This window comes from Microbacterium sp. NPDC078428 (genome assembly GCF_044542535.1).
Classification (GTDB): Bacteria; Actinomycetota; Actinomycetes; order Actinomycetales; family Microbacteriaceae; genus Microbacterium; species Microbacterium limosum.
In genome coordinates this window covers 503,217-515,976 of the sequence record NZ_JBITUP010000001.1, presented here as the reverse complement: position 1 = coordinate 515,976, position 12,760 = coordinate 503,217, and the positions used below count along the sequence as shown (strand labels likewise).

Below are 12,760 nucleotides of genomic sequence, written 5' to 3'. Positions count from 1 at the left end.
GCGGGTCACGCGGCAAGGACGCGCTCGACGAACCGCTCCGTGCGTCGTCTCACGCCGTCGATGCGACGATCGACGCTCGCGCGAATCTCGGAGGGGGCGAGCGGGGCCGCCAGCCTCACGGTCTCGTGGCAGGAGAGGTCGGCGCAGATGTACGACCCCACCGCGTCGCCCGCCGAGCCCGCGGAACCGGCCTTCTTGGCCGTGAACAGGTTCACCTGGTCGGCCGGCTGCATCGTGTGGCACAGGTCGCACATCGCCGACCGCGCGCGAGAGGTCGCCGACGCGGTACGCATGATGACGCCGCGGGCCCGACCGTCCTCCTCCGTGATGACGTAGGCGAGACCCCGCGTGTGCGGATCGCGCCACGCGAAGAAGTCCAGGTGGTCCCAGTCGGTGAGCAGGAAGTCGTGCGGCAGCTCGATCAGCCGCAGTTCCTCCGGTGTCGCGTTCACGAACGATGCGAGGACGTCTTCGCGGGTCAGCGGCCGCATGTCACCTCCGGGGATGGGTAGCCGCCGACCAGTCTACGAAGGCAAGCTCACTTCACGCTCCCCGCCGTCAGGCCGCCCACGATGTAGCGCTGCAGCGCGAGGAACAGGGCGACGGGGATGATCGCGGCGAGTACGGCCCCCGCAGCGAAGACGCTCCAGTTGCGCGCGGTCTCCTGCGAGACGAATTGGTAGAGGCCCACGGCGAGTGTCTGCTTGTCGGGGTCGACGAGGATCACCGATGCGAGGATGAAATCGCTGGTGCTGGCGATGAACGACAGCAGCCCGATGACGGCGAGGATGGGCGCGACCAGCCGCAGGATGATCGTGAAGAAGATGCGCGCGTGCCCGGCGCCGTCTATCTTCGCCGCCTCGTCGATGGACGAGGGCACGGTGTTGAAGAACCCGTACATCAGGTACGTGTTCACGCCGAGCGCGCCGCCGAGGTAGACCATGATCAGCCCCAGCTGCGAGTTCAGCCCCAGCACCGGGAAGATATCGGCGATCGCCGACATGAGCAGGAAGATCGCCACGAACGCCAGCAGCTGCGGGAACATCTGCACCAGCAGCAGCGTCAGCAGCCCGAACCGACGCCCCGTGAACCGCATCCGTGAGAACGCGTAGGCGGCGAGAGCCCCCAGGATGACGGTGCCCGCCGCCGTCGTGAGCCCGATGAAGAGGGTGTTGACGAACCAGGCGCCGAAGGGCTGCCGCGGGTCCTCGAAGAGCCGGATGTAGCTGCCGATGTCCACGCTCTGGAAGAGCGCGTTCGCCGTCAGCAGCGTGCCGCCGGGGTTGAGGGATGCCGAGAGCACGTACGCGAGCGGGAACGCCGCGAACAGCAGCATGACGATGCCGACGAGGTGGCGCCAGCCGGTCTCGCGGAAGTAGCGCGGGAACGGCCGCCGCGGCTGCGGGGCGGGAGGGGCGGGCCGCGCCCCGGCATCCTCGATCGCCTCCGCCACGACGGGGGCGGGCGCTCCGGTGAGCGGGGTCGAGTTCATTGCCATGTCAGTTCAGCTCCTCGAGCACCTTGGTCTGGCGGAAGCTCACGTACGAGATCACCGCGACGAGCACGAAGATGATGATCGAGAACGCGCTCGCGAGCCCGTAGTCGCGGTTGGCTCCGACGAAGGCCACCTTGTAGACCATCGAGATGAGGATGTCGGTCGAGCCGACGTTGATCGCGGCATCCGCGAACCTCGGCCCGCCGCCGGTGAGCATGTAGACGAGGTTGAAGTTGTTGAAGTTGAACGCGAACGACGCGATCAGCAGGGGCGCCACCGACACGAGCAGCAGCGGGAACTTGATATGGCGGAAGATCTGCCACACACCGGCCCCGTCCACGCGCCCCGCCTCCTGGATGTCGTCGGGGATGGACTGCAGCGCACCCGTGCAGACCAGGAACATGTAGGGGAAGCCCAGCCACAGGTTGACGATGAGGATCGCCACCTTCGCGAGCGTCGGATCGAGCAGCCAGGGTATAGGGGCACCGCCCAGGAGCACCTGGTTGATGAAGCCGAAGTCCTGGTTGAACATGCCGGCCCAGACGAGCGCAGACAGGAACGCCGGGAACGCGTAGGGCAGGATCAGGATCGTCCGGTAGAACTTCTTGCTCTTCATCCGCGGATCGTTGAACACGATCGCGAGGAAGAGTCCCAGGACGAAGGTTGTGGCCACCGAGAGCACGGCGAAGACGAACGTCCAGATGAGCACGGCGACGAAGGGCCCGCGGATCGACTCCGTCGCGAAGGCGCGAACGAAGTTGTCGCCGCCCACCCACACCTGCCACCCGGGCAGGATCTCGGTGCCGTCGTCGGCGGTGAAGGCTCCCGTGCCGATGTCGCGGTAGACGACGCCGGTGGTGGTGTCGGTCATCGTGTCGGCCCCCTCGTCCCACTCCAGGCTGGAGGTGAAGACGTAGGCATTGGAGCCGTCGGTCGTGCGCAGGTATCCGTCGTTCGGATCGTCGGAGAGGGGAACGGCGAGCGCGCCGATCTCGCCCTGGTTCGCGATGATCGCCGGGAAGTCCAGCACCGTGAAGCCAGAGCCCTCGGGGTCGTCGAGCGGCTCGAGCGGGAGCTCGGCGCCGCCGACGCTGAGCTCGCCCGTGTCGGGGTCGGGAACGAGCAGGAAGAACTGCCCCGCCTGCTCGAGGATGTCGACGGGATAGGCGGGCGAGTCCGGCACGCGCGTCTGCGACTGCTGCAGGAGCGAGCTGACCGCATCCTCCTTGGTCGAGATGTGACCGGAGCCGTAGTTGGTGAACGCGATGTAGACCGTGTAAATCACGACGAACACCTGGAAGATCAGCAGGAACACCAATCCCGGCGTGAGGTACTTCGCCGGCAGGAGGCCGGGGACGAGGTAGACGGCGTTGATCGCGACCGCGCCGACCACGACGAGCGCAGCGATCAACCACTGCTGCTGCGTGATCAGGACGAGGACGGCGTAGATCGCGAGCGCGTCGATGATGCCGAGCGCGACGATCTTGACCAGCCAGACCTTCCATCCGGCCGCGGCGGCCTCCGCCCAGGCTTCGGCGCGTCGGCGGCGACGAAGAGTGGCCCGGTCGGGCGCCGGCTGAGGGGGGCTGGGGTGCTCGAGAGTGGGAGTCGTCATCGTGGCTCCGGGTCGCGCGGACCGGCGGGTGGGGGACGCCTGTCGCGGCATCCCCCACCCGACCGGTCAGCCGATCTTGCCCTCGATGTTGCCGGCCATCGTCGTCCAGCTCGACGCCGGGTCGGCGCCCTGGATGATGGCGACCTCGGTGGTGCCCCAGTCGTCCCACACCGCCGCCATCTGCGGAATGCTCGGCATCGGCACGGCCTCGGCGCCGACGGTGGCGAAGCCCGCCACGATCGGGTCGGACTGGGCTGCCTCGAATGACTCGGTGAGGGCCGGGGCACGGCCGCCCGCCTCGAACAGCGCCGTCTGCACCTCGGGGGTGGCGATGTAGTTGACGAGGAACTCGTTCGCCGCGAGTGCGTTCTCGGACTGCGCGCTGACGAAGAACACCTGGACGCCGGCGAACGGCGTCGCCGTCTGGCCACCGGCCGACGGGATCGGGTCGACGGCGACGTTGACACCCGCCGCCTGCGCGTCGGCGACGTTCCAGGGCCCCGTGAGGTAGAACGGCGACTGCCCCGCGTTGAACGCCTCCTTCGCCAGGTCGGAGTCGAGGTTCAGGTTCAGGATGCCGGCGGCGCCCTGCTGCCCGAGCCATGCAGCGAACTGCTGGCCCGCCTCGTCGCCGATCGTGAGGTTGGCTGCGTCGTAGGAGCCGTCGGCGTTCTGCGCGAACACGGAGTTCCCGAACGACGCCTGGAACGGGTAGAGGTGGTACGGGTCGGAGTTCTGGGGGTTGAGCCCCACGACGAACGGGTACTGCGTGCCGGCGGCCTGGCCCTTCGCGATCATGTCGTCGAAGCTCGTCGCGGGTTCGGCGACGAGGTCGGCGTTGCGCAGCATGGCGATGTTCTCGATCGCGTACGGCAGCCCGTAGGTGTTGCCGTTGTAGGTCACGGCCTGCACCGCGACGTCTTCGAACTCTGCGGCCTTGTCGCCGAGCTCGACCGGCGCGACGACGCCGTCCTGCACGAAGGCGCCCGTCCAGTCGTGGCCGCCGATCGTGATGTCGGGGCCCTCGCCCGTGGGCACCTGGGTCGTGAAGTCCTGCTGAATGTCCTCGTACTCTTTGACGACGAGGTCGACCGCGATGCCTCGGTCCTCCTCGAAGTCGGCGGCGACGGACTCGAGCGCCCGCGCCCGGTCGGCGTCGACCCAGACGGTCAGCGCACTGTCCGAGCCGGTTTCTTCCTCGCCGGCGTCCCCGCCGCCGCCCGAGCATCCTGCGAGCACCAGTGCTGCGCCTGTGACTATGGCGCCGAATGCCAGCGCTCCCCTGTGGTTCACCCTCATCGGTGTGTGTGCCTCTCTGAAGTGGTGTCGGTCGCGGCACCATCGCGGTCGCCGCTGGCCGTGGCTTTATTGCAAGCGCTTACAGTGTCACTCTGCGCACTCGATTCGTCAAACAGTGATCCGACCTCGAAACGAATCCGTGACATTGCTCGTGGATTCCACCAACTCTCGGCACGGGTCGATGGGTGCATCTGCAAGCGTTTCCACACAAGATCCGCCGGTATGCCGATCACGCTCGTCTGGCGGTATCCCGCCGCGCCGCAGCTCCGCGATGCGACAGGGCCGACCCACATCGACGTCGTCCATGACATGGGCACCGGTTGGGCCATTTTGGGAACGCTACTTCTCGGGACGTCAGGTGTGGCCGGCGTCGTCTCCATATATCAATCGGAGCGCGCCCGGCTATCCGGACCCGGCCATTCCGGGGCCAGCTGAAGCGGAAGGATAGCCTGGGCACTGTGTGGCGGAGGTACTGGCGAGCGCTAGCGTGGGCGGTCCCCACCGGCGCAGCGATCGGCATCCTGCTAAGCCTGGTCGTGTACCTGGCGGGGAACCCCGACTACAGAGAGACCGGCGGCTGGGGAGCGTTTCTGTACATGATCGCCGTCGGGGGTGTATTGGGCGCGACGACTGCAGCGGCGGCGGCCCTGGGAAGCCTCGTCACACTCCTGGCGTGGAACCGACACCTGACGAGGTCGAGAATTCCGCGGAAGGCAGCGGGGGCTCTCGGCGCCGCTGCGGGCACGACATTGCTGTGCGATCGCCAACGGCCTGACCAGCCCGACCGGTTGGTCATGGTCGGGGTTCGCGCTGATAGGCATCGTCCTTGCCATCGCCGCGCCGATAGCGGGAGCTGCCGCAACGGTGTTCATCGGCCGCGCCGAGAAGTCGGCAGCCAACCAGGGTAGGGCTGGCGGTCACCTTGCGCATGGTGCTGAGGACCTCAACCCCGCGACGCCAACGTCGCCCACACGACGTCGATGACGCAAAGCCCGTCCCCGCTCTCGCGATAGAAGACATCCCCGGGGAATTGGTCACCGGGACTCGCCCCCTCGGGGAGACCCTCGATATTGATGCTCCAGTGCGGATCGAGCGGAACCTGCTCTGCCCAGAACTGTCCAGTGAAGCGCTCTGGCTCACCCGCCGACCGGCCCTCCCAGTCCGCCGGCGTGCCGAGCTGAACGTCGGCGTTGGCACACACGAGCACCGATCGCCCGTCCGCCGCGACCTCACCAATGAGCTGATCGGTCACCTCGATGACGCGAGCGCCGTCGCTACCCCAGATGAGGACATCTGTCGAGCATCCCGACAGGGTGACCACCCCGACCCCGATGCAACCAAGCACCCCCACCGCATGAAAACCTCGCACGCACCCAGAGTAGATTGGGCGCATGGCCGATTCATCTTTCGACATCGTCAGTAAGGTCGACCACCAGGAGGCCGAGAACGCCCTGAACCAGGCGCGCAAGGAGATCGAGCAGCGCTACGACTTCAAGGGCACCGGGGCATCCATCGAGTGGAGCGGCGAGTCCGTCCTGATCAAGGCGAGCAGCGAAGAGCGCGCGAAGGCGATCCTGGATGTCTTCCAGTCCAAGCTCATCAAGCGGGGCATCTCGCTGAAGAGCCTCGACTCGGGTGAGCCGTTCGCCAGCGGCAAAGAGTTCCGCATCGTCTCAACCCTGAAGGACGGCATCTCGCAGGAGAACGCCAAGAAGATCGGCAAGATCATCCGCGACGAGGCCCCGAAGGGCGTCAAGTCGCAGATCCAGGGCGACGAGCTCCGCGTGCAGTCCAAGAGCCGCGACGACCTGCAAGAGGTCATCCGCGTGCTGAAGGCCGCCGACCTCGACGTCGACCTGCAGTTCGTCAACTACCGCTGACGCGGCGCTCAGGCGCTGGCCGACTCCCGCGGCTCGGCCGTCTCGTCGATCCGGCGCAGGCGCGCGATCAGGTCGGTGACCTGCGCGTCGCTGAAAAGGGCATCCGGACCCTCCGGCGCAACACCGGTGAAGGGGTCTTCGTAGAGTCGCCGCGGGTCGAGGTACCCGGCGATCGTGAGCTGCTCGACGACCAGGTCGACGAAGACGTGCTGCCGGTGGCCGAAGCCGGGGCCGGAGACGAAGTCGGCAAGGGCCTCCTCGGCGGCGGAGCGGTCGAGTCCCACGATCGAGCGGATGAGGCGCCCCAGTCCGCCGGCCTCGACCGCCTGCGTGCGCAGCTGCCCGGCATCCACTCCCCCGGCCCCGGCGAGGATCGACTCGAGCTCGGCGAGGTCGATCGAGGTCAGCTCGCGACCCGTGCGCAGCTTGCGCAGCGCGAGATTGTCGTCGTGCGCGGCGAGGAACCCGTGGATCTTCTCGCGGAAAGCGCGTCGGTTCAGGCCGGGCATCACGCGCGCGATCTCGACGTCGCGCATGCCGTCGACGGAGTCGGTGAAGTCGGTGTAGATCGGCGCCTGCCCCGCCCTGTCGATGAGACGCATTAGTCCGCGCAGGCGCACCCGCACTGCCTCGAGCAGCGTCAGGGTCGCGGCATTCCACCACTCCGGGTCGCCGACTGCGGCGATCAGTGCGGCCTGCTGGTCGACGGCCGGGATGCCGCGGCGCTCGCCCAGCGCGGCCGCCAGGTCGATGACCCGGGGCACGACCGTGCGGGGTGGCATCTGCCCGGAAGCGACGGCGAGCTGGGCCTGGAGCAGGAGCAGGTCGAACCGCTTGGCGGCTTCGTCGGAGTCGGACTCGGCCGCCGAGGGCAGTCCGGCGAGTTCGGCAGCAGGGTCCACGTCGGCGGCGCCGAACTGCTGCCAGGCCTCCGGCTCGGCGAATCGGTCGACCGTGCGCCGGTGCTTGCGCACGAGGAAGTTGTCGCGGTTCATTCCCGCCACCGCGGCGTGGAGGCGGGTGGACAGGGTCGCGCGCAGCCCGGCGGCATCCTCGTCATCCCGCCCGCCGAGCAGCCCGAGCAGGTTCAGCCGCGCGAGGAAGGACCGCTCCGACAGCGAGGGCGCGCGCCCGCCGGCAACCTCGGGCAGGTCGGCGTTGAAGTATTCGATGTTGCCGCAGACGTCGAAGATGATGAAGTCGGTCTTCGGCATGCCCGGCCCGTAGAGGTCTGGCCGCAGCCGCGTGCCGCGCCCCACCATCTGCCAGTACTTGGTCTGCGAATGCACGGGCTTGAAGAAGACGAGGTTGACGACATCCGGAACGTCGATCCCGGTGTCGAGCATGTCGACCGAGATCGCGATGTGCGGCTCGGCGCCGGGGGTCGAGAATTTGCCGATCAACGTGTGCGCATAGGGGCCGGAGGCGTGGGTGACGATCTCGGCGAAGCCGCCCCGACGCTCGGGGAAATGATCGTCGAAGCGCTTCTGGATGAACTCGGCGTGATGCTGGTTCTTCGCGAAGACGATCGTCTTGCCGAGCAGATCACCGCCCTGAACGTAGCGCCCCTCGGTCATCAGGATCTCGAGCACCTTGTCGACCGTGTCTTCGTTGAACAGCCACCGGTTCATCACCGCGGCATCCACCTCGTCGGGAATCTCGCCGTCGACCCATTCGAGCGCGTCCCATTCGGCGCGCTCGGCGTCACTGAGGTCGGCATAGCGGATGCCGCGGCTCATGAATCCGAGGTCGATGACCCGCGCGATCGGGGGCACGAGGTAGCCGCTCGCGATGGCGTCGTCGAGTTCGTAGGCGTCGGTCGGCACGCCGTCTTCGAGCTCGAACAGGCGATAGGTGTTGTGGTCGATGTCGGCACGGGGCGTCGCGGTGAGCCCGACGACGAGCGCGTCGAAGTAGTCGAAGATCTCGCCGTAGCGGTTGTAGATCGAGCGGTGCGCCTCATCGACGACGATGAGGTCGAAGTAGCCGGGCCCGAACCGCCGCAGGTCATCGTCGCCCGCATCGATGAGGTTCATCACCGTGGGATAGGTGGAGACGAAGACGCGGCCCTCGCTGTCGCGGTCGGTGAGCAGGTCGACCGGCGACGCGTCGGGCAGGTGCTCCTTGAAAGCGCCGACGGCCTGCTTCACCAGCGCCGTGCGATCGGCGAGGAACAGCACGCGCTTGACCCAGTTCGCCCGCTGCAGCAGGTCGACCAGCGCGACCACCGTGCGGGTCTTGCCCGTGCCGGTGGCCATGACCAGCAGGGCGCGGCGCCGCTTCTGCTCGAGCGCCTCGCTCACGGCGCGGATGGCGCGCAGCTGGTAGGGCCGCTCGACGATCGTCCGGTTCACGTCGACGGCGTCGAGCGGCTTGAGGATGGTGCGGCGCTGCACAGCGAGCTGCAACTCGTCTTTGGTGAGGAACCCGGCGACCGCGCGCGGCGGGTAGCGCCGGTCGTCCCAGTACCAGGTGTCGTAGCCGTTGGTGTAGAAGATCAGCGGCCGCTGCCCGAAGTCGCGCTCCAGCGCATCCGCATAGATCCGCGCCTGCTCGCGCCCCTCCTTCGCGCTCTTAGACGAGCGCTTCGCTTCGACGACCGCGAGCGGCGCGCCGTCATCCCCCCACAGCACGTAGTCGACGTTGCCGGCGCCTGACGGGCTCGGGATGCCGGTGACCGGCCATTCACGATCACGCGCCTCGTCGAGCCTCCACCCCGCCCGGTGGAGCAGTTCATCGATCAGCTTATGACGCGTCTCGGCCTCGGTGATCGCCACGGGGTCGGGGATGTTCAGCTGGGTGTTGCGTGCCGCGTTCTCGGCCTTCACCCGCGCGAGCTCGGCGCGCAGCGTCTCGATCTCGCCCTTGGCCTGGATGCCGAGGGCCTCGGCCTCGGCCAGACGTGAGCGCGTGGCGTCGAACTCGGCCTGCATCTTCTCGAGGTCGGCGCGGGCGCGGCGCACCACCGTCGCGGGCGCCGGCGGAACGCGGTCGAACACGAAGGGACCGGGCGTCGGCGCGGCGGGATCGCCGTAGCGGTGGTCGAGCCACCGGAAGACGCGGTGGAGCTGTTCGAGAGCCCCGCGGGCACGGTCGAGGCCGACCTCCTCCTCCCGGTGCACGGCGTCGTTGCCGACGAGACGTACGATGCGCAGGCTGCCGGCGACGGACTCGCCCACACAGTCGCGGAACTCCCGCTGGCGGGTGAGGTTGGAGAACGACTCGTCGTCGGGGCGCGGCAGGTTCTCGACCGCGAAGATCCACGACGTCAGCAGCTCGCCCGCGCGGCGCGCGTAGGTCGCCGCGGCGCGGGGGTCGGCGCGCAGATAGCCCTCGGCGCGCACGGCGGGCTCGCCGAGCTGCGGCCACGTCTGCGCGACGAAGTCGAAGTTCCCCACCGAACCGCTCCTCTGACGGGCCGACGTCCGGCCCCGAACCGATGCTATCCAAGCCGCCCGGAGCGCCCGGCGACCTCGACGCCCGGCGTGGCGGAGACCCGGTCATGGCGCCGGTCTCGGCATCCTTTTTTGTGACCTTGATCTGGATTTTGAACGCCCGTCAATGTCGGAGGCCCCCGGCAGAATGAGGGGTATGGAAGAGCTCGCCCGCACCCTCGACGAGGTGCGGCGCGCGCTCGGCGGGGCAGTTGCCGAGACCGTGCGCGGGGGCGCTCTTCGGGCGGTCGACGACGAGTCGCTGCTGTCGCTGATCGCTGTGTCGGCCGAGGTCGCGCGGCTGGTCGATGCGGTGCTCGTCGAGGCGGCCGGTCATGTGCAGGAGAGAGCGGATGCCGCGCCCCACGCCGAGCGCATCACGACGACACACGGCTGCCGGTCGATGAAGGAGCTGGTGCAGCGGCTGACCCATGGGTCGTCGCGTTCGGCGGGCGAGGTGCTGCGCGCGGCGCGAGCTGTCGCCGAGCCCGGGGCCCTGACGACGGGCGAGCGGCTGCCGGCACGCTATCCCGCGATGCGCGAGGCCCTCGCCGACGGAGCGCTCGGCGCGGAGGGTCTCGCCGCGGTCGCGGGCTCGCTCGACGGCGCCGCCTGCAGCGGCGAGGCGCGCCTGGCCGCCGACGCGGAACTCGCGGCATCCGCCCGGGGTGCGGGAAGCGACGGATGCCCGCCACCGTGTGTCGACGAGCTGCGCCTGCAGGCGCAGGTGTGGGCGATGTATCTCGACCAAGACGGCGCCGAGCCGCGCGAGGCGCGCGCGATGCGGGGGCGCGGTGTGACTCTCGGCGTCTGCCGCGATGGGCTGGTGCCGGTGCGCGGCGAGCTGCTGCCCGAGGTGGCGGGGCAGTTCACCACGCTGCTGCACGCGATGCTGAATCCCAAGGTGGGCGGTCCCGACGCGCCCTCGGGCCCGCATTTCGTCGGCGACGACGACCGCGCCGGCGACGTCGGCGAGTCGCTCGCGCCCCCTGCCGACACTCGCACCCGGGCGCAGCAGCAGCACGACGCGCTGGCGTCGATCCTCTCCGTCGCCGCTCGCTCGGGCGAGGTTCCCACGATCGGCGGCGCCGCACCGACCCTCGTCGTCTCGGTCACGGCCGATGACCTGCGGTCCGGCCGTGGGCACGCACACATCGACGGCTACGACGAGCCCGTCTCGCTCGCGGCGGCTCGCCAGGTGGCCTGCACGGGCGGCGTGCAGCGCGTCGTCACCGACAGTGCCGGCCGCATCCGGGCGATCCACACGCTGGAGCGTGTTTTCGACCAGCACCAGCGCCGCGCGATCGTGCTCCGCGACGGCGGCTGCGTGATTCCCGGCTGCCAGGTGCCGGCGGCGTGGTGCGAGATCCATCACGTGGAGGAACACTCGCGAGGCGGCCCGACGCACACCGACAACGGCGTGCTCCTCTGCTGGCACCATCACCGCACACTCGACTCGAGCGGATGGCACGTGCGCATGCGAAACGGCCTGCCCGAGGTGCGCGGCCCCTCCTGGTGGGACCGATCGGCGAGCTGGCGCGCGGTGACGACATCCCCGATCCGGATGCGCAATCGCCTGCGAACGCGGGAGACGGCCGCGCCCTGAGCCGGCGGCCAGAGGCCCCGATCGGGCGACCCGACACGGCGATGTCGGAGGCATGGTGTGTCCTGTCCTACTGGCCATCGGCCGGTGGCATGCGCCTGGGGGTGCGTGCCCGTTCGATCCGGAAGGTTCTGTCATGTCTGACAACAGCAGCAACACCACGCCCGCGACACCGGCCGCAGGCTGGTTCCCCCACCCCTCGCCCGACGCGGCGCCGGGCACCGAGATGTACTGGGACGGTGCGCAGTGGCGCACCGCAATGGTGCGCCGGGATGGGGTGGCCGTCTCGCCGACGGCGGTTATGAATGCCCCGGCGCGTGAAGCGGCGGCGCAGGATGCCGCGGACGGCGCGACGGCGGGCGCGGCAGTGAAGCGGCCGTGGTATGCCCGCAAGGCGATCGTGATCCCGGCGGCCGTGGTCGGCGGGTTCATCATGATCGCCGGCATCGGCGGCGCGATGGGCGGCGGCGATGACGAGGTGGCCGACGCGGCATCCGTCGTACAGACCGACGAGTCCCTGGTCTCGCAGCCCGAGCCCGAGGCTGAGCCGGAGCCCGTGATGGTCATGGTGCCGAACGTCGTCGGCATGGACGGAGCGAGCGCCCGCGCCGCGCTCGAGGCCCTCGGCTTCGACACGACGTTCGACGGCGACGAGACCATGCCGGTCATCGCCCAGGGCGTCGCCGAGGGCACCGAGATGGAAGAGGGCTCGACGATCGCTCTCACGCTCGAGGAGAAGCCGCAGCTCACGCTCGGTCAGGAGAACGCGATCCGGTCGGCGCAGTCATACCTGAGTTTCACCGGGTTCTCGCGCGCCGGCCTGTTCCAGCAGCTGACCAGCGAATACGGCGAAGGATTCGAGGCCGCCGATGCCGAGTTCGCCCTGGCGCACCTGGAGCAGAACGGGCTCGTCGACTGGAACGCCGAAGCCGTGGAGTCGGCGGAGTCGTATCTGGAGTTCACCTCGTTCTCTCGGCAGGGACTGTTCGACCAGCTGACCAGCGAATACGGCGAGGGCTTCACCCCCGACCAGGCGAACCACGCGCTCGCCGCCGTCGGCTACTGAGCCGAGCGAGCCACTGAGACTGCGGCGGCGGACATCTTGGGGGAAGGTCCGCCGCCGCTTCGGTTCGCTGGCGCGCGGCGCTGTCGGTGACTGGTGATGTACTCCCTGAACGGCGAAAGGATCCGCTCAATGGAGCACATCATTATGGTGACTACCGAGCAACTCCTCGCCCGACGCAGCGAGTTGCTCCATGCACTTAACCTCGACTCCTACGAGGAGTTCCGTGAACGCGCCGATGCAGAAATCCTCACCAGCCGCGAGTGGGCACTTCGGAACGAGCTCGACTCCCTCGCTTACCTGCTGGGCGAGGATGACCTCACCAGTTGAAGAGCATGCATGTGCACCGACGCCGAAGCCATTCTCGGCAT

At 68.7% G+C, this 12,760-nt stretch carries 10 protein-coding genes; 4 read left to right on the top strand and 6 right to left on the bottom strand.

Translation table 11 applies throughout. From position 1 onward, the window contains the following. Positions 1-5 precede the first annotated feature (5 nt). The 5 genes from ACIGCK_RS02445 to ACIGCK_RS02425 all read right to left on the bottom strand — a co-directional run bounded on the left by ACIGCK_RS02445 (position 6) and on the right by ACIGCK_RS02425 (position 5,778). Positions 6-491: an FBP domain-containing protein gene (locus ACIGCK_RS02445; RefSeq protein WP_396663505.1), complete on the bottom strand. Its 486-nt coding sequence runs from the start codon at positions 489-491 to the stop codon at positions 6-8. A 47-nt stretch (positions 492-538) separates the two neighbouring features. Continuing rightward, positions 539-1,498, bottom strand: coding sequence for a sugar ABC transporter permease (locus ACIGCK_RS02440; protein WP_396663503.1), 960 nt, complete (start codon positions 1,496-1,498; stop codon positions 539-541). Between the two features lies 1 nt (position 1,499). Next, on the bottom strand, positions 1,500-3,110 hold the full coding sequence (locus tag ACIGCK_RS02435; protein WP_396663501.1) for an ABC transporter permease subunit: 1,611 nt from the start codon (positions 3,108-3,110) through the stop codon (positions 1,500-1,502). A gap of 66 nt (positions 3,111-3,176) precedes the next feature. Continuing rightward, entirely contained in the window at positions 3,177-4,409 is a 1,233-nt protein-coding gene (locus ACIGCK_RS02430; protein ID WP_396663499.1) for an extracellular solute-binding protein, read from the bottom strand. Positions 4,410-5,352: 943 nt separating this feature from the next. After that, a complete protein-coding gene (locus ACIGCK_RS02425) occupies positions 5,353-5,778 on the bottom strand; it encodes a hypothetical protein (RefSeq protein WP_396663498.1) in 426 nt (141 codons plus the stop codon). Positions 5,779-5,800: 22 nt separating this feature from the next. Here ACIGCK_RS02425 and ACIGCK_RS02420 point away from each other — a divergent pair, with 22 nt between their 5' ends. Then, positions 5,801-6,289 carry a YajQ family cyclic di-GMP-binding protein gene (locus ACIGCK_RS02420; protein WP_396663496.1) on the top strand — a complete coding sequence of 163 codons (489 nt, stop codon included), beginning with the start codon at positions 5,801-5,803 and terminating at the stop codon, positions 6,287-6,289. A gap of 8 nt (positions 6,290-6,297) precedes the next feature. Here ACIGCK_RS02420 and ACIGCK_RS02415 read toward each other — a convergent pair whose 3' ends face one another. Continuing rightward, a complete protein-coding gene (locus ACIGCK_RS02415) occupies positions 6,298-9,687 on the bottom strand; it encodes a DEAD/DEAH box helicase family protein (RefSeq protein WP_396663494.1) in 3,390 nt (1,129 codons plus the stop codon). A 193-nt stretch (positions 9,688-9,880) separates the two neighbouring features. Here ACIGCK_RS02415 and ACIGCK_RS02410 point away from each other — a divergent pair, with 193 nt between their 5' ends. The 3 genes from ACIGCK_RS02410 (at position 9,881) to ACIGCK_RS02400 (ending at position 12,719) form a co-directional block, all read left to right on the top strand. Beyond that, entirely contained in the window at positions 9,881-11,329 is a 1,449-nt protein-coding gene (locus tag ACIGCK_RS02410; RefSeq protein WP_396663492.1) for a DUF222 domain-containing protein, read from the top strand. 133 nt (positions 11,330-11,462) lie between these two features. After that, positions 11,463-12,392: an Ltp family lipoprotein gene (locus ACIGCK_RS02405; protein ID WP_396663490.1), complete on the top strand. Its 930-nt coding sequence runs from the start codon at positions 11,463-11,465 to the stop codon at positions 12,390-12,392. A 129-nt stretch (positions 12,393-12,521) separates the two neighbouring features. Further along, positions 12,522-12,719 carry a hypothetical protein gene (locus ACIGCK_RS02400; protein ID WP_396663488.1) on the top strand — a complete coding sequence of 66 codons (198 nt, stop codon included), beginning with the start codon at positions 12,522-12,524 and terminating at the stop codon, positions 12,717-12,719. Positions 12,720-12,760 lie beyond the last annotated feature (41 nt).